This window comes from Chromobacterium sp. INPA-IVC, assembly GCF_059047085.1.
On record NZ_JBTNLS010000005.1, the window covers coordinates 176,489 to 197,371 of the forward strand.

General features: G+C 63.0%; 18 protein-coding genes and 1 tRNA gene. 7 read left to right on the forward strand and 12 right to left on the reverse strand.

Annotated elements, in window-relative coordinates:
• Window positions 1-7 precede the first annotated feature (7 nt).
• The 4 genes from ACX17K_RS10600 to ACX17K_RS10615 are packed head-to-tail and all read left to right on the forward strand — an operon-like array spanning window position 8 to window position 5,267.
• Window positions 8-1,573 carry a leucyl aminopeptidase gene (locus tag ACX17K_RS10600; RefSeq protein ID WP_046167493.1) on the forward strand — a complete coding sequence of 522 codons (1,566 nt, stop codon included), beginning with the start codon at window positions 8-10 and terminating at the stop codon, window positions 1,571-1,573.
• Window positions 1,560-1,985 (forward strand): DNA polymerase III subunit chi, encoded by a 426-nt coding sequence (locus tag ACX17K_RS10605; protein WP_493774754.1) that lies wholly within the window; start codon window positions 1,560-1,562, stop codon window positions 1,983-1,985. The genes ACX17K_RS10600 and ACX17K_RS10605 overlap by 14 nt, the downstream gene beginning before the upstream one ends.
• Window positions 1,982-4,723, forward strand: coding sequence for a hypothetical protein (locus ACX17K_RS10610; protein ID WP_493774755.1), 2,742 nt, complete (start codon window positions 1,982-1,984; stop codon window positions 4,721-4,723). The genes ACX17K_RS10605 and ACX17K_RS10610 overlap by 4 nt, the downstream gene beginning before the upstream one ends.
• Window positions 4,716-5,267, forward strand: coding sequence for a cob(I)yrinic acid a,c-diamide adenosyltransferase (locus ACX17K_RS10615; protein ID WP_021477571.1), 552 nt, complete (start codon window positions 4,716-4,718; stop codon window positions 5,265-5,267). The genes ACX17K_RS10610 and ACX17K_RS10615 overlap by 8 nt, the downstream gene beginning before the upstream one ends.
• Before the next feature lie 88 nt (window positions 5,268-5,355).
• On the opposite strand, the gene ACX17K_RS10620 is transcribed toward ACX17K_RS10615, so the two are convergent.
• Window positions 5,356-6,963, reverse strand: coding sequence for a methyl-accepting chemotaxis protein (locus ACX17K_RS10620; RefSeq protein WP_493774756.1), 1,608 nt, complete (start codon window positions 6,961-6,963; stop codon window positions 5,356-5,358).
• A gap of 146 nt (window positions 6,964-7,109) precedes the next feature.
• Between ACX17K_RS10620 and ACX17K_RS10625 the strand changes: the two genes are divergently transcribed.
• Both ACX17K_RS10625 and ACX17K_RS10630 read left to right on the forward strand, forming a co-directional pair.
• Window positions 7,110-7,559 carry a hypothetical protein gene (locus ACX17K_RS10625; protein WP_493774757.1) on the forward strand — a complete coding sequence of 150 codons (450 nt, stop codon included), beginning with the start codon at window positions 7,110-7,112 and terminating at the stop codon, window positions 7,557-7,559.
• A gap of 46 nt (window positions 7,560-7,605) precedes the next feature.
• Window positions 7,606-7,681: transfer RNA gene (locus ACX17K_RS10630), tRNA-Thr, on the forward strand.
• A gap of 871 nt (window positions 7,682-8,552) precedes the next feature.
• Here the strand turns inward: ACX17K_RS10630 and ACX17K_RS10635 are convergent.
• The 6 genes from ACX17K_RS10635 to ACX17K_RS10660 form a co-directional block, all read right to left on the reverse strand.
• Window positions 8,553-9,425: a hypothetical protein gene (locus ACX17K_RS10635; protein WP_493774758.1), complete on the reverse strand. Its 873-nt coding sequence runs from the start codon at window positions 9,423-9,425 to the stop codon at window positions 8,553-8,555.
• A 773-nt stretch (window positions 9,426-10,198) separates the two neighbouring features.
• Window positions 10,199-11,440, reverse strand: a complete 1,242-nt coding sequence (locus tag ACX17K_RS10640; RefSeq protein ID WP_493774759.1) for a hypothetical protein — start codon at window positions 11,438-11,440, stop codon at window positions 10,199-10,201.
• Between the two features lie 236 nt (window positions 11,441-11,676).
• A complete protein-coding gene (locus tag ACX17K_RS10645) occupies window positions 11,677-12,927 on the reverse strand; it encodes a hypothetical protein (RefSeq protein ID WP_493774760.1) in 1,251 nt (416 codons plus the stop codon).
• 134 nt (window positions 12,928-13,061) lie between these two features.
• The gene (nudC, locus tag ACX17K_RS10650) at window positions 13,062-13,859 is read right to left on the reverse strand and encodes an NAD(+) diphosphatase (protein WP_493774761.1); all 798 of its coding nucleotides are present in this window, start codon (window positions 13,857-13,859) and stop codon (window positions 13,062-13,064) included.
• Between the two features lie 24 nt (window positions 13,860-13,883).
• Window positions 13,884-15,017 (reverse strand): YbdK family carboxylate-amine ligase, encoded by a 1,134-nt coding sequence (locus ACX17K_RS10655; protein WP_231153504.1) that lies wholly within the window; start codon window positions 15,015-15,017, stop codon window positions 13,884-13,886.
• A complete protein-coding gene (locus ACX17K_RS10660) occupies window positions 15,010-16,215 on the reverse strand; it encodes a cation:proton antiporter (protein ID WP_493774762.1) in 1,206 nt (401 codons plus the stop codon). Before ACX17K_RS10660 ends, ACX17K_RS10655 begins: the two co-directional genes overlap by 8 nt.
• Window positions 16,216-16,308: 93 nt before the next feature.
• Here ACX17K_RS10660 and ACX17K_RS10665 point away from each other — a divergent pair, with 93 nt between their 5' ends.
• Window positions 16,309-17,109 (forward strand): M90 family metallopeptidase, encoded by an 801-nt coding sequence (locus ACX17K_RS10665; RefSeq protein WP_231162835.1) that lies wholly within the window; start codon window positions 16,309-16,311, stop codon window positions 17,107-17,109.
• Here ACX17K_RS10665 and ACX17K_RS10670 read toward each other — a convergent pair.
• From ACX17K_RS10670 to ACX17K_RS10690, 5 genes are all read right to left on the reverse strand, one after another.
• Entirely contained in the window at window positions 17,097-18,410 is a 1,314-nt protein-coding gene (locus ACX17K_RS10670; RefSeq protein WP_493774763.1) for an MFS transporter, read from the reverse strand. The two genes, ACX17K_RS10665 and ACX17K_RS10670, sit on opposite strands and share 13 nt — an antisense overlap.
• A gap of 75 nt (window positions 18,411-18,485) precedes the next feature.
• The gene (locus ACX17K_RS10675; RefSeq protein ID WP_493774764.1) at window positions 18,486-18,608 is read right to left on the reverse strand and encodes a hypothetical protein; all 123 of its coding nucleotides are present in this window, start codon (window positions 18,606-18,608) and stop codon (window positions 18,486-18,488) included.
• Between the two features lie 40 nt (window positions 18,609-18,648).
• Window positions 18,649-19,041 carry a hypothetical protein gene (locus ACX17K_RS10680; protein ID WP_493774765.1) on the reverse strand — a complete coding sequence of 131 codons (393 nt, stop codon included), beginning with the start codon at window positions 19,039-19,041 and terminating at the stop codon, window positions 18,649-18,651.
• Between the two features lie 79 nt (window positions 19,042-19,120).
• Window positions 19,121-19,966, reverse strand: coding sequence for a carbohydrate ABC transporter permease (locus ACX17K_RS10685; protein ID WP_104947456.1), 846 nt, complete (start codon window positions 19,964-19,966; stop codon window positions 19,121-19,123).
• Between the two features lie 7 nt (window positions 19,967-19,973).
• Window positions 19,974-20,843, reverse strand: coding sequence for a carbohydrate ABC transporter permease (locus ACX17K_RS10690; protein ID WP_493774766.1), 870 nt, complete (start codon window positions 20,841-20,843; stop codon window positions 19,974-19,976).
• Between the last annotated feature and the right edge of the window lie 40 nt (window positions 20,844-20,883).

Genomic DNA, 20,883 nt, shown 5'->3' on the forward strand with positions numbered 1-20,883 from the left:
AGTACCTATGGAATTTAACATAAAAAGCGGCAGCCCGGAGAAGCAGCGCGTCGCCTGCGTGATGGTCGGCGTTTATGAATCGCGCAAGCTCACCTTTGCCGCTGATCTGCTCGATCGCATCTCCAACGGCTTCATCAGCGACGTGATCCGCCACGGCGATATGGAGGGGAAACTTGGCAGCACGCTGGTGCTGCATTCGGTGCCGCACACGCTGTGCGACCGGGTGATGCTGGTCGGCCTGGGCAAGGAGCGGGAGTTCCGCGCCAAGGAGTATCGCGAGGCCGTCCGCGCCTCGGTCAAGGCGCTGACCCAGACCTCAGCCAGCGAGGCCGTCAGCTACCTGTCTGAATTGACCGTCAAGAAGCATGACGTGGAGTGGATGATCGAACAGGCCACCGTGGTGACCCTGGACGCGCTGTACCGCTTCGACCGCTTCAAGAGCAAGCAGGATGAATCCGCGCGCGAACCGCGCAAGCTGACGCTGGCTGTGCCGCGCCGCAGCGACCTGGCCGACGGCGAAAAGGGCCTGCAACGCGGCCTGGCCATCGGCAACGGCATGAGGCTGGCCAAAGACCTGGGCAATCTGCCGGGCAATGTCTGCACGCCGAGCTACCTGGCCGACGAGGGACGCAAAGTCGCCGATGCTTTCGGCGGCGAGGCCGAGATTCTGGGGCCGAAGGAAATCGCCGAGCTGGGCATGCATTCCTTCCTGTCCGTGGCCAAGGGCAGCAGCGAAGAAGCGCGCCTGATCGTGCTGAAGCACCAAGGCGCCAAGGACAAGAGCGACAAGCCCATCGTGCTGGTGGGCAAGGGCATCACCTTCGATTCCGGCGGCATTTCGCTGAAGCCGGGCGAGGGCATGGACGAGATGAAGTACGACATGTGCGGCGCAGCCACCGTGCTGGGCGCGTTCCGCGCCGCGGTGGAGATGAACCTGCCGTTGAACATCGTCGCCATCGTGCCCACCTGCGAGAACATGCCGGCAGGCAATGCGGTCAAGCCGGGCGACATCGTCACCTCGATGTCCGGCCAGACCATCGAAGTGCTGAACACCGATGCCGAAGGCCGGTTGATCCTGTGCGATGCGCTGACCTATGCCGAACGATTCAATCCGGCCACGGTGGTGGACGTCGCCACGTTGACCGGCGCTTGCGTGATCGCGCTGGGCCATATCGCCACCGCCTTGTACAGCAACCAGGATAGCCTGGCGCGCGAGCTGCTCGCCGCCGGCGAAGAAGTGGCCGACCGCGCCTGGCACATGCCGCTGTGGGACGAATACCAGGAGCAGCTGAAGAGCCCGTTCGCCGACATGGCCAATATCGGCGGCCGTCCGGGCGGCAGCATCACCGCGGCCTGCTTCCTGTCCCGTTTCGCCAAGGCTTACGACTGGGCGCATCTGGACATCGCCGGCACCGCCTGGAAGGGCGGCAAGGACAAGGGCGCCACCGCGCGTCCGGTGCCGCTGCTGGTGCAGTTCCTGCAAGACCGCGCCGACATCGCGCTGGGCAACGTGGTGCGCCGCGGCCGCCCGCGCCGCGAGGCGCCCGAAGTGGCAGACGATGAGCAAGATTGATTTCTACACCAATGTCGCCGATCCGCAGGCTTTCGCCTGCAGATTGGCGGATACCGTGCAGCGCAAGAAGGAACGGTTGCTGATCTGGCTGGACAGCGAACGCAGCGTCGAAGTGTTCAGCAACCGCTTGTGGAGTTTCGGCGATACCCGCTTCGTGCCGCATTGCCGGCTGGGCGAGCCGGGCGCGGCGGAGACGCCGGTCTGGCTCGCGGCCAGCCTGCCGGATGACTTGACCCACCCGGTATTGTTGAATCTGGGGCCGCAATTGCCCTATGAATTCGGCAGGTTTGAGCGCATTCTTGAAATAGTGGGGCGCGACCCGGAGTCGCTGGCCACTGCCCGCGAGCGTTTCCGTGTCTACCGTGAGCATGGTTGCGCGATCGAACATCACGACATGAGTCAAACGCCATGACCGAGTCGCCGAAAGCCGACGAGCCCGACTGGAGCGGCCTCAACCTGCCGGTCCTGACTGAAGTGGTGGATGAACAGACGGTGCCGACACTGGCCGAGGAGGCGTCCGCGGAGGCGCAGGCGGACGTGCCCGAGTTCGATTTCTCTTCCGAGCTAGATTTGCTGGCGGCCGAGTTGGACGAGGGCGAACCTCAGCTGGAAATTCCCGAACTGACGCTGGACGAATTGTTGGAGGCGCCCAAGCCGGAAGCCGAGTCGGCCGGCGGCCTGGATTTCAGCGGTTTGCCGTCGCTGGAGCTGGCGGACGCCGACATCGCGGCTGATGGCGAGGAGCTGGGCTTCGTGCTGGAGCCCAAGGCCGAGGCGCACGCCCCGGAGGCGGATGGACTGGCCGAGTTGATGGCCAGGGCTGATCCGCAGCCGTCCGGCGAGGAACCATCCGAACCGCATTCGGCGGCGCCGGCAGAAGATGCCGCGGAGGCGGTCGTTGCGGGCGAGATGGGTTGGGGCGATGTGGTGGCCGCGGCCGGCGAGCTTCCCGCCGACGCGCGCCAGGCCGCAGCCGAGAGCGCGCCGGCGATGCCAGAGCTGGAGCCTGAGGGCGCGATTGAGGCGCCGCCTGTCGCGGCGGAACTCCTTCCCGAACTGTCGGTTCCGAATGCGGCGGACAGCCACGAAGCGCTGTCCGCGCAGGAGGCCTCTCCAGCCAGCGCGATGGAGACGGCCCAGGCGGCGGATGAGCCGCCGCCATTCACTTCCATTTCCATCGACAGCCTGCCCAGCGGCGTGCTGGGTGGCGGCGCAGGCCGCGAGCCGCCGCCGTCCAGCGGGCTGGAGTGGCTGTCAGAGCTGCCGTCCCAGCAGCAGGCCGAGCCGCCCAAGCCGACGATCAAGGACATGATCGCCGAGGCGGAGCGCGTGCTGGCGGAGGAGCGGGCCAAACAACAGGCCGCCAATCGAGAAGTGGCCGAAGCGTTCGGCTTGCCGCAGCGGGAGGAGCCATCCACCGCCGCGGCGCAGCCCATCGAGGCCTTGGCGGTTGCGCCGGAAGCCCCGCATGCGGCGGAGGCGGACGACGCTTTGCCCGGAGCAGGCCTTGAGGCTGAGATGGTCCAGCCCACGGCTGACATCGAGCAGGCACAGGAAACCGCAGAGGCGGATGCCGTCGCTTACGAGGCAGAACCTGGCTTGGAGAGCGACGCGCCGGAATCATTTGTGGACGCGCCGGTTGAGCCGTTGGCCGCGATGCCGATGGAGCAGCACCAGGCGCTTGCGCAGAGCGTGACGGAGCCGGTTGCCGCCGCTGAGGAGGATGTGGCGCAGGCAATGCCGGAGACGCAAGCGCTCACTGTGCCGGATGAGTCGTCGGAAGCTGCGGAGGCCGAGCCGGCGCTTGATCCGGATATGCCGGTGGAGGCATTTGACGCGGTTGTCCCGCAGTTGGTGGAAGAGCCACAGCCTGTCGCCGGTGCGGAGCCGTCGGTCGATTCTGGGCTGGAGCCTGCGTCCGAGCCGATTGGGCTTGTTGCCGATGCGCTTGCAGAGGAGGCTGAGCTTGAGGCTTTGCCCGTGCTTGTCGAGCAGGAGGTTGAGCGGGAGCCTACGCCGTTCATTGAGGCCGAGCCGCCGGAGGCAGGCGCGTTTGAGCTGGTAGAGGGCGACGTTGCGCAGGCCGAGAGCCTGGAGCCATCGCCGGAGGTCGAACAGGCGTTCGTCGAGGGCGAGCCGACTGATGCCGAATTTTCGCCGGCAGAGGCGGAGCCGTTTGGCGAGACCGATCTGGCGTCGTCCCAGGATGGCGCGCAGCCGGATGTCGTGATCCCGTCGGAGCCGGCGGCATTGGCCGAGTCGACGGTTCTGGAGCCGGCGGCGGTTGTCGAGCCGGGATTTGCTGAAGAGGCTTCCACTGATGCGATGCTTCCGCACGCAGAGATGGAGGCGTCTGATGAGTCCGTTCCGCAGCCTTCCTCTTCGGATGGCGCGCAGTCGGATGAAACGGCCGCATCGGAGCCGGCAGCAATGACCGAGCCGGCAGAGCTCGCGGAGCTGGCTTCGGACGCTGATCCGGCACATGCCGAGGCGATGGATGGTTTCGCGGAGCCTGCCGAGGCGGCTCACTCCCAGGCCGAGCCGGCCCTGGACGCGGATCTTGCGGCGCTGGAGGCCATTCCGCTGGAAGCGGTCTTGCCAGAGCCCGTCCCGACGCCGCAGGCTGTGGATGCACACGCAGAAAATGTCCAGGCGGAGCCCGCGGCAGAGGAGCATGGCGACGCGGTATCCACCTTGTACGAGGCGGTGCCGCAGCCCGCGCCGTTGGAAGACGAGGACATGCCGGCCTTGTCCGGCCTGTTGGGCCGGAGCCTGGCCGCGCCTGCGCCGGAGGATGCACCTGCGCCGCCGCAGGAGATGGCGCTGGATGCGCCCGTTTCGGTGGTCAAGGTGGCCGCGATGTCGTCCGCCGCCGGGGCAGGGCGGCAAGGGCCGCCGGCGACGGTGCTGGACGAGCAGGCCTTGTTCAACTCCCTGTACGAACGCATGCTGCCGCGGATGAAAGTGGAGCTGTCGCTATGGTTGCAGGACGCGATCGAGGTGCAGGCCAAGCAAATGTTGTCCGGGATGATGCATCAATTGAAAGAGGATTATGAAATGCTGTTCGGCGATGCGCTGAAAGAAAGTTTGCGGCAGGCGCTGAGCGATGGCGACGGCGTGCGCAGAATAGGGGAGGACGGGCATGAGTGACCGTTTGTCCTCCATCGTCACCCGCACCGGCGACGACGGCTCCACCGGCCTGGGCGACGGCAGCCGCGTAGCTAAGGACAGCGCCCGCATCCAGGCGCTTGGGGATGTCGACGAGCTCAACTCAGTGATCGGCGTGTTGCTGGCGGAGTCTCCTCCGCAGCCGATGGCGGAGTGGCTGGCGGAAATCCAGCATGATCTATTCGATCTCGGTTCGGAACTCGCCGTTCCCGGTTATAGCGCCATATCCGACGGCCATGTGCAGGCGCTGGAGGCGTTGGTGTCTTTCATGAACGAGGAACTGGGGCCGCTGAAGGAGTTCATTCTTCCCGGCGGCTTGCGCAGCGCCGCGCTGGCGCACCAGGCGCGTTCCGTTTGCCGCAGGGCCGAGCGCGCCGTGGTGGCGCTGGCCCGCGAGGAAGAACTGTCCCAGGCCTTGCGCCGTTATCTGAACCGCTTGTCGGATTTTCTGTTCGTGCTTGCGCGCTACCTGAATCGGGAACAGGGCGTGCCTGACGTGCTGTGGCGGGCGGGAAGGACGCGCTAAGCGTCATGGCGGAAAGAAGGGCGGCGAAAGCCGCCCTTTTTCATTTCGCTGCGGGCTGTCTGTCTTGCGGATGGAGCAGGAGTTCTGATCACAGACGGAATTTGGCCACCGAGTCCTTGAGCTGGTGGGCCAGCGCGGACAGCGCCTCGACATTGCCGTTCACTTCGGATACCGAGGCTTGGGACGCGTCCACCATCTGGGAGATGGACGCCACGTTGGTGGCGACGCTATGCCCGGCCTCAGCCTGCTCCGTGGCCACCTTTGCCATTGTGCGGATCTGGTCCAGCGTGTGCTCGGCGCCCTGGTTGATCTCGCGCAGCGCTTGGGCAGCCTCTTTCGCGCGCTCCACGCCGCGGGCCACCAGCGGTCTCACCTCGCTCATGCTGTCCGCCACGGAGCCGGTATCCTCCTGGATCCGCTTCACCATGCCGGTGATTCTTTCCGTGGCCTGAGCACTGCGCTCGGCCAGTTTGCGCACTTCGTCCGCCACTACGGCGAAACCGCGCCCAGTCTCTCCGGCTCTTGCCGCCTCTATCGCCGCGTTCAAGGCCAGCAGATTGGTCTGGTCGGCGATCTCCTTGATCTCGCCGGCGATGCCGTCTATCTCGCGGGAGCGGTCGGTCAGGCCGCCGATCAGCGAAGACGCGCTGGCGATCTGCCCCGATACCAGCTGGATTTCGTCCGCAGCCAGCATCGCCAGCTTCTCGCCTTCGCCGGCCAGCCGGCAGGAACGCAGCGAATCGCTCTCCGTTTCTCCCGCGCAGGCACTCACTTGGTTGCTGCAGGCCGCCATGGATTCGATCTCGCGGGAGGTGCCTTGCGTGGCCAGCAGCGATCGGTGCGCCGCGTCGTTGATGCGCTCCACCTGGCCGCTCAGGCCGCCCACCGCGCGCTCCAGGTCCGTCGCGCCGCGCTGCAGGCTCTGTATCATGCCGCGCAGGCTGGCCTGCATGGTGGAAATGGCCTCCATCAGGCTGCCCCGGCCTTCGCTCTTCACGCTCAAGGTCAAATCGCCCGCCGCGATGTCCAGCGCCGTGCGCGAAGCGTCGTAGGGCTCCCCGCCTATCACGGCGTAGATCGAACGGGCCGCCAGCCAGGCCATCGCGATCACCGTCGCCAGCACCGCCGCGCCGATCAACAGCAGCCGCATCGCCAGCCGGCTGAACACCTCGTCGACATCATCCAGAAACACCCCGGTGCCTATGGTCCAGTTCCAGTCGTGGATACGCATCACCGCGTTGAGTTTGGGCAGCGGCACATCTCCATTGGGGCGGCGGGTGCGTATCTGCACGAAGCCGAAATCAGCGTCGCGCAGCGCGTCCTGATAAGCCTGGACCAGGGTGCGCCCATCAGGCAGCTTTTCCCCGGGATCGGCCTTGCCCAGTTTGCGCTTGTCCGGGTGAACCAGCACCAGACTGTTGCCGTCGCGGGCGAAAACATAAGTGCCCTTGTCGCGCAGGCTGCTCATCGCCTCAATCGCCCGCCGCTGCGCTTCCGGCCGGGACAGCTTGCCGGATTGCTCCAGTTTCTGGAAATGTGAGACCTGCTCGGCGGCCAAGGTCAGCAGGGTATGTATTTGCGAGCGGCGATCATCAAGCAGGGACTCATGCAGGCTGTGTAGGGCAACGCCGGCTAAGACAATGAGGCCTAAGCCAGCGTTCAACACCAGAATGCCCAGGCGGGTGGAAAGCTTCATGGCAATCACTCCTGATCCAGCACATCCTTTCGTTACGCGGGTTCGACAGCGCCCGGTTTCTGGCCGCCTTCCGCACTCATGCTAATATAGGCAAATACCGCCATGATTCCGATCAACGGTTTCCCTCCAACGAATCCGATAACAAAATGAACCTGATCAAGCTGATAAGCCCGTTCATCGCCATCGGCCTGGCCATCGCCAGCCCATTGAGCCACGCAGAGCCGGAAGACCAGCCGCTGCCTGGCGACTTCCAGCCCGCTCCCGCAGCCAAACCGCTGCATCAGCCCCGCGCCAAAGCCGCGCCAGCCCACACGTCCAAGCCTGCCGCTCATGCGCAGCGCAAAGCCAAGGCGCCGCATGCCAAATCCGGCAAGACTCATGTTAAAAAACATGCGGTCAAACCGAACCACGCAAAATCCAAGCATGCCGCCAAGAACAAGCGCGCCCACGCAGGCGGCAAGCATCTGAAAAAAGGGCCCGCCAAGCATCACGCTCAAAAGAAAGCCCACAAGCCCGCCAAAGCGCATAAGCATAAGGCCCATAAAAACAAGAAGGCAGTTGCCAAACCGCACCATAAGCACAAGAAAAAGCGCTAAGCCTCTTGCCAAGAAATAAACAGCCGGGCATAATGCGTCTCTCTTCGCCGGTGTAGCTCAGTTGGTAGAGCACCTGACTTGTAATCAGGGGGTCGCGAGTTCGATTCCTGCCGCCGGCACCATATTCCAAGGGCCTTGTAGCGATACAAGGCCCTTATCATTTGCTCCGCAAAAACCGGCGTGCTCCGCAATTGCTTGGTCGTTTTGGCCTTGTCTCCTTTTTATTCCGAATATACGTCTTGGTCATTGTGACGGAACTGTGCCGTAAGTGCCGCTATGCCTGTTTGGCATTGCCAGAATCGTCTGTCTTATCTGTGCCGGTTTGGACTCGTAGCTTGCGGAATTGGGGGCCCTTGATCGCCTCTGCAATATCAGGACTACTTTTCGCTGCGCTTCCCCCGCCCCTGAGTCGCCATCCTTTTTCGGCCTTGTGTTTTGCTATCCTGCTGAGACGTGCCGCCAATTTTCCAGCTACTGCGATCCGTAATTTCTTTGAGGTATTGGGCTGCCTGATCTCAACGGGTCTGTCTTGCTTCCGAGGATGGCCGTGCTGTCGAGCAAGTCTCTTTGTCTGCTGATTGTCGTCCTGAATTTGACGAGCTGCGCGAACACAATCCCGCTGTTGAGGCCGTAAATGCATCATTGCCAGTCAACCTGGCCAAGCAATGTCAGCGTTGGAGCCGGTAACGGTGAAGCTGGGATGCCATGGGAAAAGGATATATTACTTTGGTGTTTCAATGTGGGGAATGTGGCGTAGATAGAGAAAGCCCCGCATCAGCGGGGCTTTTATTGATTTTCGGCTAGCATTCGATGTAATTAAATTTTTTCCAGAGCGGCAGGTAAGGCTTCTTTTCCCATCTCTAAACTGTAATGGCCTTGAGGGTTTATCTAGAATCGAGAGTTTGAATCAAAACCTTTTCAAGCCGAAGCATGGTATTTGTTGATTGGCATGTTTCCCAATTTACGATTGCGGCCTGCCGCCGCAGCACGATCTCACTGGCCCAGCAACTGCCAAACACCATCGGTTTCATTGATGAAAGTGGTGGCAGTTTCCAGAGTGCGAGTCTGGTAGTTGGACGCGCTTGAAGCGATATGCACTTCTACGCGGCCGCTCGGGGTGTTGGCGGTCTTGATGAAGGCCAAGTCATTGTTGGTCAGCAGCTGCCAAGTGCCGTCGTTTTCATTGGCGAAGGTGGTGGCGGTTTCCAGCGTGCGGGTCTGATAGTTGGAGGCGCGCGAGGCGATGTGCACTTCTACGTTGCCGCTCGGCGTATTGGCGGTTTTGATGAACGCCAGGTCTCCATTCGCCAACAGCTGCCAGGTGCCGTCGTTTTCATTGGCGAAGGTGGTGGCGATTTCCAGCGTGCGGGTTTGATAGTTTGAGGCGCGCGAGGCGATGTGCACTTCTACGCGGCCGCTCGGGGTGTTGGCGGTTTTGATGAAGCCCAGATCGCCGTTCGCCAGCAGTTGCCAGGTGCCATCGGTTTCGTTGTAGAAGGTGGTGGCAGTTTCCAAAATGCGGGTCTGGTAGCCGGAGGCAAGCGAGGCGATATGCACTTCCACACGGTTGTTCGGGGTGTTGGCGGTTTTGATGAAGCCCAGATCGCCATTCGCCAGCAGTTGCCAGGTGCCATCGATTTCGTTGTAGAAGGTGGTGGCAGTTTCCAGAATGCGGGTCTGGTAATTGGAAGCGCCTGAGGCCAGATGAACTTCAACGTGCGCGCTCGGGGTATTCTCGGTTTTGATAAACGATAGGATGCTGGAGCTATCTAGGCGTTTCAACCCATGTTTGGTATCGGCTCCTGCGGATCCTGCGATAAGCAGCGCACAAATCAGCAGAAAAAAACGAGCATATTTCGCAACCATTTAATATCTCCTTAAGCAAAACATTCATGATTAATGCAATAGGTATCAACATTCATGCATTCGCTTGCACGTTCCTGCTTTGATTCGATTTTCTCAGGCGGAAATCAGGTTGATTATCATCTTTGCAAGAACATAATTACATTAGCATATTAAAGACAATAAACCATGAATTATTTATTCTTTCGATACTTTGATTGTCATGAGAACTCATTGCCAACACGGAAATATAAAACTTGCTTAATTGGCCATAGTTATATTGGCATGAATTTAATTCTGATATTAAATGGTTTAATTTTAATTATTGGTGCATGGGCTGTGTTTGATGGCGATAAGGCTTTCTATAAAATCTATCGACAGGTTGCGGGTAAGCCAGCTTGCGTAAAGCATAACGCGTATTTTGTCGAGATAGCCGGAATGCCATCACGTATACCAATCTGTGATCTGCCGGCAACGGTGAGCGTTCTGAGCAGTCCACTGCACGATTGGTGGCTGTTTTAATCTAAGGGGGAGCGGTTTTGACTTTTGTGCGTGCTTTTAAGTGTTTGATTTAATTTGAATTCGGCATACTTTAATAATGCCTTAGCTTTTACAAAACGATTTGCTTTATACAAAGCTTATTTGAAGGAGGCGTACCGCAGGGTCAGGGGTTTTGCTAGCGAGTTTAAGCAGTTACTTGAGCCGCGGGAGTAGGTACCCGCTGTAGTGAGGCACGCAAGATAAAACCGCACAGCGAGCTGTGCGGTTTGTTTTTGGCAAGACGCTGGGGGGCGGCGCTATTGTTTCTGTTTGGCGTTGCCGGCCGCGCGCGCGGCTTTCACCGCCAGGAAGCGCGAGAAGGCGTCGATGCGGGAGGCGTTGCTGCCATCCTGGATGCCGGCGTCGCTCATCATGGCGTAGTAGGCGCCGGGTTGGAACAGCGCGGTGAACAGGTAGCCGCTGCGCAGGTAGTTGGTGTCCTTGCTGTTGCCGGCGCCGGTGGTGCCGTTGAGGCGACCGGCGTAGTGGCGGTCGCCCAGGCGCATCACGTCGAGAACGGTGTTGGCGATGGGCGCCAGCTGCGCGGCTTGCAGGCCGTAGCGTCCGCTTAGATACAGTCGGTACAGGCCGGCGGTATCCAGGCTGCCATGGCTGTTGTCTTCGCCGGAGGTGTCGGGCATGGTGTAGCCCCAATCGTAGGCGGGGCGGCCGGCCTTGTCGGTGTAGCGGGTGAGGCCGGACTGGAGGAACCAGTCCAGATTGGCTTGCAGGATCTGGTCGTAGCGTTTGACGCGGGCCGGGTCGTCTTTCAGCAGTTCATGCGCCTGGGCCAGGTTGAGAAAACCGTAGCCGAACATCATCTGCTGGTTCCACGGCACGGGCAGACCGGCCTTGTATGGCGCGTTGGCGGCGAAGTACATGCGGTTGCCGTCGGTCAACTTGATCAGCGATTTCAGGATGTGCTGGTCAACCGTCTTGTCGGCTTGGCTCAGATAGGTCTTGGCGCGCAGCAGATAGGTGGCGCCGAAATGGAAGGGGTCGCCGCCGGCCACTTTCTGGTTGTATACCGCAGTGGTTTTCAGGATTTGGCGGGCACAGCTGGCCAAGTGGCCTACCGGGTCGCCTTGCTCGCCGCCGGTCTGAATCGGGCTGAGGTCCGGCTTGTTCGGCCATACCGGGTCGATGCGGCCGGTCCAGATCACTCGCTGGCCAGTAGGGGCCGGCAGGATATCGTTGCGTTCCGACAGCAGCGCGTCGCAGAAGGACACCATCTTGTCCAGCAGGGGCTGGCTCGGGGCGATGTCGTAAACCAGGGCCATGGCTTTCAGGTTTTCGCCGCTGCGGCCTTGCGCCCATTCGTTGTCGACATTGGACGCGCCGGGTTGCAAGCCCTGAGCAAAATCGACGAAGGACTGGATTTCATTGCGGGTGACCGGGCCGTCCAGGCTGTCCACGGTCATGGCGGCCGCCTGCGCGTTCGCGCAGGCAAGGGGCAAGGTCAATATCAAGGCAAGGCTCAGCGGGGTTTTCTGTTTCACGATTGACTCTTTTATCCGGGAGTAGACAAGGCGAGGAGCATTTTGCAATGCTTTTCTCGAGCAAATATTCTATTTGAATTTCTGGTGGGCCGGGAAGTGGGCTGCGCGTGGTTTTATTTGCATGAGTTGAAGGGGCGGGGGATGTTGACCTTTGCCGCCAAGCATCTATTTGTGGGCGAAGTAAGTGAATCATCCGCGCTGCCGAGGCGCGCGGATGACTCGCCGCCTGGTTCAGATCAATGCTTCTTGCCCTTGCTGGCGGCACTGCCGGCGCGCAGGGATTTGATCGTCAGGAAATTGGCGTAGACGCCCGGCGCGCCAGAGGAGCCGCCGTCCTGGATGCCGGCGTCGCTCATCATCGTGTAGTAGGCATCCGGGCGGGACAGGGCGGCGAGCATGAAGCCGGTGCGCAGGTAGTTGGTTTCGCCGCCGTGCTTGCTGGTGTTGTCGCTGCTGCCATCCACCCGGCCGGCGTAGTGGCGGTCGCCCAGACGCATCACGTCGGCGACCGTGTCGCCGAACGGCTCCATCTGCTTGGCGGCGAGGCCGTAACGGCCGCTCAGGAACAGGCGGTAGAAGCCGTACACGTCCATGCTGCCGTGATTGCAGTCCTCGCCGCCGGTGGCCGGCATGGCATAGGCCCAGTTGTAGGCCGCTTTGCCGGCCTTGTCTGTATAGCGGGTGAGGCCAGACTGGAAAAACCAGTCGAGATTGGTTTTGACGATGGCGTCGTAGCGTTGGACGCGGGCCGGGTCGTCTTTCAGCAGTTCATGGGCCTGGGCCAGGTTCATGAAGCCGTAGTCGAACATCATCTGCTGATTCCAAGGCACCGGCTTGCCGCCTTGGTACGGTGAGTTGTCGGCGAAATACATGCGGCCGTCCTTCAGCGTCAGCAGCGATTTCAGGATGTGCTGGTCCACGGTCTTGTCGGCTTCGGCGAGGTAGGTCTTGGCGCGTTGCAGATAGGTGGCGCCGAAGCGGTAGCGGTCGCCGCCCGCTACGTTTTGCTTGTACAGCGCCGGGGTCTTGAGGATCGCGCGGGCGCAGCTGGCCAGATGGCCCACAGGATCGCCTTGTTCGCCGCCGGTCTGTATCGGATATGTATCGGGCGTGTTGGGCCATACCGGGTCGATGCGGCCGGTCCAGATCTTCCGTTGTCCGGCGGGGGCGGGCAGCATGTCGTTGCGCTGCGACAGCAGGGTGTCGCAGTAGTCGGTCATCTTGTCCAGGATTTCTTTGCGGGGGGCGATATCGTAAACCTGGGACAGCGCCTTCATGGCTTTGCCATCGTCGCCCTGGCTCCATTCTTCGCCGGATCCGGAGATGATCGGCTGCATGCCTTGAGCGAAACCGACGAAAGACTGGATCTCGTTGCCGGTGACGGGGCCATCCAGGCTATCCACCGTCATGGGGGCGGCTTGCGCGCCGGCGCATGCGGCGCCGAGGCAAAGCGCCAAGGTCAGTTCACGAGTGTATTTTACTTTCATATGGCATTCCGTCTTGGCGAATAAGAGACCTCCCGCATGGATTTGAGCGGGAGGCAGTTAGCAAAACGGAACGATGGCCAGACGGGTTTACTGGATAAGGGAGTTAAATAAAATTTAATATTCCGCCAGAAAACCTACGTGGCATTGTTGCAAATCAGCTCGCGCCCATGGGCGATCAGATGATGGGCGATGGAGATCGGCGAGGGCAGCGTCGGTAGCGCGTCGATGTCAAACCAGCCGGCGTCCTCGATTTCCCCTTCCTGCGGGCGGATATCCCCGCCGTCGTATTCGGCGGTGAAGGCCAGCATCAGCGAGTGCGGGAAAGGCCAGGACTGGGAGAAGGCGTAGCGCAGGTTTTTCACCTTGATGCCCACTTCCTCCAAGGTTTCGCGGTGCACGCACTCTTCCAGCGTTTCGCCGGGTTCGACGAAGCCGGCCAGCGCGCTGTACATGCCGGGCGTGAAATGCGGGCTGCGGGCCAGCAGCAGTTCGCGGCCGCGGCGGACCAGCACCATCATGGCGGGGGAGATGCGGGGGTAGTACACCTGGCCGCAACTGGGGCAATGCCGGCCCAGTTGGTCGCTGTTTACCGCCAGCGGCGTGGCGCAATGGCCGCAGAAGCGGTGGCTGTGAAAGAACTGGCGCAGTTGGGCGGCGCGGGCGGCCGCCTGAACCTGGGCCGCGGGCATGGCCATCAGCGCCGGCCGCAGAGGCAGCCATTCTCCCGCTTGCGGCGGCGCTTCGCCGACCAGGTCCGCCATGAACAGATTGCTGCCTTCGTGGATGCCGAGAAAGCGCTGGCCAGTCAGCGCGCAGCCGGCAGGCGGATGCGCCGGCAGCTGCTGGTTCTGCAGCCAGAGCAGGCCGCCGTTGAATACGCACCAGCGCGCGGGCAGTTCCGGCGCCGGCTGTTGCGGGAGTTCGAAAGGCATAAAGGGCGATCCGATTGGAATCGCTCAGTTTACGCCGACTCCCGGCTCGGCGTACATCCAGTGCTCGCTCTGGCGCCGCACCACTTCGCTCAGCGAGCCGCTCTGCTCGAACACCTGGCGCAGCCAGCGGCTGTCGCTATGGCATTTCAGCGCCCGCTGGCGCAGTGCCGCCAATTGGTGCTGGCTGCCCAGCGCCTCTGCGTGCGGTTCCAGCGCGCGCAGCGTGTCCAGCAGGTCTTCCTGCAGTCCCAGCTGGTTCTTGGAGCGGGCATCCACCATCACGCCGTCGAAACCGAAGCGGCAGGCCTGGAAGCGGTTGTAGCTGTAGGTGAGGTAGGGCTCGGAGCAGATGTCGTTCCATTCCTCCTCGAAGCAGCGCCGCGCCAGCATCTGGGCGTAGGCGGCCAGCAGCACCGGAGTCTCGATGGAAAGCGGGGTGTCGCAGATGCGGATTTCCACGGTGCCGTATTCCGGCTTGGGCCGGATGTCCCAATAGAAGTCCTTCATGCTGGCGACGATGCCCAGCGCCTCCATCCGTTCGAAGTAGTCGTTGAACGCGCTCCAGCTATCCACCACCGGCATGCAGCCGGACAGCGGGAAGGCGTTGACGCTGGTCAGCCGCGACGTTTGGAACGAGGTGTCCACGCCCTGATAGAACGGCGACGACGCCGACAACGCGATGAAGTGCGGGATATAGCGGGCCAGGTAGTGGGTGAGCCGCACCGCGACGTCGCCGTCCGGACAGCCGATGTGGATGTGCTGGCCGTAGACGGTGAACTGCTTGGCCAGGTAGCCGTACAGCTCGGACACCAGGTGGTAGCGCTCCTTGGGGTAGATGCGCTGGTCTTCCCAGTGCTGGAACGGATGGGCGCCGCCGCCGGCCAGGCCCAGATTGAGCTTGTGGGCGCTGTCCACCAGCAGCTTGCGGATGGCGAGCAGCTCTTCCAGCATCGCGTTGACGTCGCTATGGACGGCGGTGCCGATTTCTATCATGCCCTGAGTGATCTCGGGCTTGATGTCGAAGCCGTGCGGCTTGCGGTTGATCTGCAGCAGCAGATCGTCGGAGCCGCGGGTGAGATTGTAGTCGCGGCGGTTCAGTATCATCAGCTCCAGCTCCACGCCCAGGGTGAGCGGCTGGCTTTGGTTGAATTCAAGCATGGCTGGCTCCTGTGGTTTCGCCGGCCAGGCGCAAGGCCAGCCGGGTGAGGACGGGGGCGACGATCTCGTTGATCAGCAGCGCGGCCATCAGCGCCGCGCTGAAGCTGGTGGCGGCTTCGCCCAGCGACACGATGCCCAGGCCCAGCAACAGCGCGGAGCCGCTGTTCATCGGGCTGAGCGCCAGCCCCAGCCAGGCGCCCTGTTTGCGGGAAAGGCCGTTGCCGCGCGCGGCCAGCCACCACACCAGCATGCCGATGCCGCTGCGCAGGATCAGGCACAGCAGCGCCAGCTGCCAGTGCGAGGCCAGCGCCTGAGGCGACAGGTGGGCGCCGGCGGAGACGAAGAAGGCGACGGTGAAGACATGGCTCAGCGACAGGATGCCGGGCTCGCTGACGGTGTAGCCGTGGCGCAGCGTGCGGGTGCTCATGCCGGCGACCAACAGCGCCAGCAAGGCCAGCAGCTGCAGCATGTCGGCGGCGCCGACCAGCAGCGCGATCAGGCCGAACAGCAGCACGCGCTGGGCCTCGCGCTGGTGGCCGCCCAGCCAGCGGTTGAGCTGGGTGGTGACCAGGCCGGCGACCAGGCCCAGCGCCACCGAGCCCAGGATCAGCCAGCCCGGCATCAGGATGCCGTCCTCCACGCTGTGGTCGGCGGAAAGATGGGTGTAGGACAGCGCCAGCGCGAAGCCGGCCATCGCCAGCAGGCTGGACAGCGCGGTGGCGGTCAGCAGCCGTTCGCTGACCTGGCCGTCGGCGCGCGATTCGCGCACGATCTCCAGCACCACGATGGGCGAGGTGGCCATGCCCAGCGCCGCCAGCATCAGGCTGGCCGGCGCGCCGAAGCCGTTGCCGTTCAGCAGCGCGAACAGCGCGCCGAACACCAGCAGGCAGTAGAGCAGCGTGGTGGCGAGCAGGGTTTTCTCCACCCGCAGCCAGCGCAGGTCCACGCGGCGGCCGGCTTCGAACAGCGCGATGCCCAACGCCAGTTGCACGAACAGCGAAGCTTCGTTCAGCAATTGCTGATTGAGCAGGTTGAGATTGTAGGGGCCGATGATGAGGCCGGTGACGATGTAGCCGGTGATGGCGGGCAGGCGCGCCACGCGCACCGCGATCTGGCCGCCTATCACGCCCAGCGCCAGCAGAATGCCGAACGCTGCCAGCGGGTTCAGCATCAGATTGTGCCAGAGAGGGAGGGTCATTATGGTTTCTCCTGTATTGCGGGGCGGGGCATTGAATTGCTCCTTCCCCGCCCTAAGGTATCAATGACTGACGCGATTCCGAGCCAAGAGTTCATGCTATTAGACTGGATGCGCCGCCTGGGCGGCAAACGGATACCGGCCGCCTTGCTGTCGCGGTTGCGGGACGAGGCGGGCGGCATGCCGCTGCTGGTCGGTTTGTCGACCGAAGAAACAGACCGTCTGGTCAGGCTGGCCGGCGAACTGCTGCTGGCCAAGACCATCACCGGCCTGGAAGACATGGAAGTGGACGATGCCATGCGCTGCCGGCTGGCCCTGCAACTGGCGTTGCCGGGCATGAACCTGGGCATGCGCGCCTATGAAAACTGGCGCGAGGCGATACTGTACCCGGCCCCGTTCGTGGCGCGCAACCGCTGGCAGGATGGGATAGGGCTCACCCACGAGGGCGAGCAGGTGCTGATCGGCCAGGCCCACTACCAGGGACCGCTGGTGTTTTCCTGGCCGGACGTCAACGAATCGCCGCTGCTGGACGGCTGGAATGTGGTGATCCACGAGACGGCGCACCAGTTCGACATGCTGGACGGCCCGGCCAACGGCGCGCCGCCCCTGCACAAGGGCATGGATCGCGCCGTCTGGAGCCGGGCCTGGAACCAGGCCTACCGGCAGTTCTGCCGCGAGGTGGACCACGGGGTGGAGGGTTGGCTGGACCCGTATGCCAGCGAAAATCCGGCGGAATTCTTCGCCGTGCTCAGCGAGGCCTTCTTCGAGATCCCGCATCTGGCGCGGCGGGATTATCCCGAGCTGTACCGGCTGCTGAGCCAGTTCTATCGCCAGGACCCGGCGGCCAGGCTGCCGCCGGTGGACGAGACCAGCGTGATGCCGGTTCAGCCTTCCTGAGCCAGCGCCGCCGAGCCGGTCTTCCTGCCGGCGAACAGCAGGTAGCAGCCCACCAGCAGGCCGATCAGGCATTGCAGCATCAGGTAGTAGGCCGGCGCCAGCGCGTCGTATTTCAGCCAGATGGACAGCAGGATGGGCGTCAGGCCGCCGGCGAAGGCGTAGGCGACGTTATACGAGAAGGACAGGCCGGAGAAGCGCACTTGCGGCGGGAAGGCGCGCACCATCACCAGCGGCACCGCGCCGACGATGCCCACGCTGAAGCCCAGCAGCGGATACAGCGTGTACAGCTGGCCGGCGTGCACCGCCATCGACGAGTAGAACGCGTAGCTGCTGGCCGCCAGCAGCAGGCTGCCGCCGATGAAGGTGGGGCCGCTGCCCAGGCGGTCGCTGGACACGCCGGCCACCAGGCAGCCCAGTGTCAGCGCGACGATGGCCAGGCTGTTGGCGCGCAGCGTGTCCACCGCCGGCAGGCCGAACTGCTTTTGCAGATAGGCCGGCGCCATCAGGATGGCGACGACGATGGAGATGGCCAGAAACCAGGTGACGAACATCGACAACGCGACGGCGGCCTTGTGCTTCTTCAGCACGGTTTTCAGCGGCAGCTCCTCGGACAGGGCCTTGCGCGCCTGCATCTCAGCGAACACCGGCGTCTCGTGCAGCCATTGGCGCAGCTGCATCGCCACCAGGCCGAACACGCCTCCCACCAGGAAGGGCACGCGCCACGCCCAGTCGGCGATCTGCTGCGGGCTGAAGGCCAGATTGATCGCGGTGGCGATCAGTGAGCCCAGCAGGATGCCTATGGTCAGGCCGGAGGTGATCACGCTGCAGGCGAAGCCGGTGTGGCGGGCCGGCGCATGCTCGGCGACGAACACCCAGGCGCCCGGCACCTCGCCGCCTATCGCCGCGCCCTGCAGGATGCGCATCGCCAGCAGCAGCAGCGGAGCAGCCATGCCGATTTCGTGATAGGTGGGCAGCATGCCCATGGCCAGCGTCGGCAGCGCCATCAGCACGATGCTCAGCGTGAACATGCGCTTGCGGCCCATCAGGTCGCCGAAATGCGCCATCACGATGCCGCCCAGCGGGCGCGCCAGATAGCCGGCGGCGAAGATGCCGAAGGTTTGCAGCTGGCTCAGCCAGTCCGGCATGGACGGCGGGAAGAACAGCTTGCCCAGCACCACCGCGAAAAACACGAAGATGATGAAGTCGTAGAACTCCAGCGCGCCGCCCAGCGCGGCCAGGAACAGCGTCTTGCAGTCCTGTCGGTTCAATGGGCGGTGCGATGCGAGGGAGCGGGTGTCCATGCGGCGATTTCCTTTGCCTTGGTATGGTTATGTATCGACCGTATGGTTGTGGAATGTAAGGTCGTGCCGAGCAGATTAAATGACGGCGGCGATGTCTGACAATAAGACTCGTTCGCGGCGCATGCCCGTTTCGATGGCGGCGCTGGGCATGAATCGTCGCGCATCGAAATCATGGCGGCAGTCGATGCTGCCAGGCATGGCGAATTATCCTGCGGCGATCACGCGGCGGTTTGCGGATTTAATCCGCATCGCCCTTGGCCAGCGGAAAGGTTTTTGAGCCGACGGCATCCTGTTTTGTGACTTCGGCATGGCGCATCAGCCTGGATGGCTGCAGGATGGGGCGGGCCGCCGCGTATAGCCGGTCCGGATCGGGGCCGTACAGGTACAAAAAGCCGTCATTGCCGTCCAGGTGCAGTTCGGTTTCGCCTAGTTCGCCGGCCTTGGCGCGTTTGATCGCGCTGGCCAGCTTATGCTCCAGCGCGCGGATTCTGGCGAGGTCTTGCGGGTAATAATCGAAACGAACCGTGATGGCCGGTTCCGGCAGATTCCGAGCCGGCGGAACGGCCGCGGCGCTGGTGGAAAGGGCGAGAAACAGGGAGGCGAGAAGCCCTCTGTTGCCGATATCGCTCACGCTCGGCTCCTGGGAGAAAGATGGAGCGCAATGATACGGGCTGGCTGAGCCAATGTCGCGGGACGGCGGCGAGGTTTTCTCATTTCACCGCTCCGTCCATCCCCCGCATGAAGTAACGCTGGCACAGCGCGAACACCGCCAGCACCGGCAGGATGGTCAGCACCGCGCCGGCGGCCACCATCCGGGTGGAGGTGGCGAACGCGCCCTTCAGATAGAGCACGCCGACCGACAGCGGGTACAGATCCGGCGTCTTCAGCACCACGCTGGGCCAGACGTAGACGTTCCACGACCACACCAGGGTGAAGATGCCCAAGGTGGCGAGGTAGGGCAGGGACAGCGGCAGACAGATGCGTCGGAATACCTGCCAGTCGCTGGCGCCGTCCATTCGCGCGGCGTCGACGATCTCGTCCGGAATCTCCTCGAACGCGTGCTTCATCAGGTAGATGCCGAAAGCGCCGGCGATGGACGGCAGCACCACGCCCAGCCGGCTGTCGTCCAGGCCCAGCCGGCTGATGGTGACGTAGTTGCTGATGAAGTTGATCTCGCTGGGCAAGAGCAGGGTGGCGATGATGGCGTAGAACACCGCCTGACGGCCGCGGAAGCGCAGCTTGGCCAGCGGAAACGCCGCCAGCGCCGACACCGCCAGCGTGCCCAGCGTGGTCAGGCCGGAAATCCATAGCGAATTCCAGAAAAAGCGCCCCAGCGGGATGGCGTCCCACACCGCGGCGAAGTGCCGCCAGCCGGCGTCTTTCGGCCACAGCGGCGGCGGGAAGTCGAACACCTGCTCGCCGTCGCCGACGGCGATGCCCAGCGTCCACAGAAAGGGATAGACGCAGGCGAAGGAGAGGGCGAGCAGCAGCAGGTAGTCGGGCAGGCGGCGCAGCAGCTTGCGCGGCGCGGCGCGGTTCAGGGCGATGGCGGTCATGTCGTCCTCAGCGGTGATCGGCGCGGATCAGCTTGAAATTCAGCCAGGCCAGCAGCAGGCAGACCAGGGTCAGCACCAGTCCGGCGGCGCTGCCGCGGCCGAAATCCAGCTGGTTGAAGCCTTGATGGAAGGCGTAGTAGAGCGCGGTGTAGGTGGAGTTCATCGGCGCGCCGCGGGTCATCACCAGCACCTCCTCGAAAGCCTTGATCGCGTCCAGCGTGGAGATCAGGCTGCAGAACAGGATGGTGGGCTTGAGCATGGGCAGGGTGATGCGCCAGAAGCGCTGCGAGGCATTGGCGCCGTCCAGCCGCGCGGCCTCCTGCATCTCAGCTGGAATCGCCTGCAGGCCGGCGAGATACAGCACCATGTAATAGCCGATGCCGCGCCAGAAGGTGACGAACATCACCGAATACAGCGCCAGGTCCTCATCGCTGAGAAAGCCTACATCGTGTTCCTGCTTTACCCATCCCAGCCAGTGCAGCGCGCCGTTGAGCACGCCGTAATCGGCGTACATCCAGTTCCACATGATGCCCACCACCGACACCGTGGTGATCACCGGCAGGTAGAAGGCGGCGCGGAACCATTTGATGCCGGGCAGCGCCCGGTTCACCAGCACCGCCAGCGCGATGCCGGCCAACTGGATGGCCGGCACCACCAGCAGGTAGCGTAGCGAGTTGCCCAGCGCCTGGATGAACACCGGGTCGTCCAGCAGGTAGCGGAAGTTGTCCAGGCCCACCCACTGCGGCGGCGAGACCAGGTCGTAGCGGGTGAAGGCGACATAGCTGCCGAACAGCAGCGGCCAGAAGGTGAACACGCCCATCAGCAACAGGGCGGGAGACAGGAACAGCCAGGCATTGCGGGTGGAGGTCGGCGTCATGCTCGCGGTCCGGCTTGGCCTTCGAAAGAAAAAGCGCCCC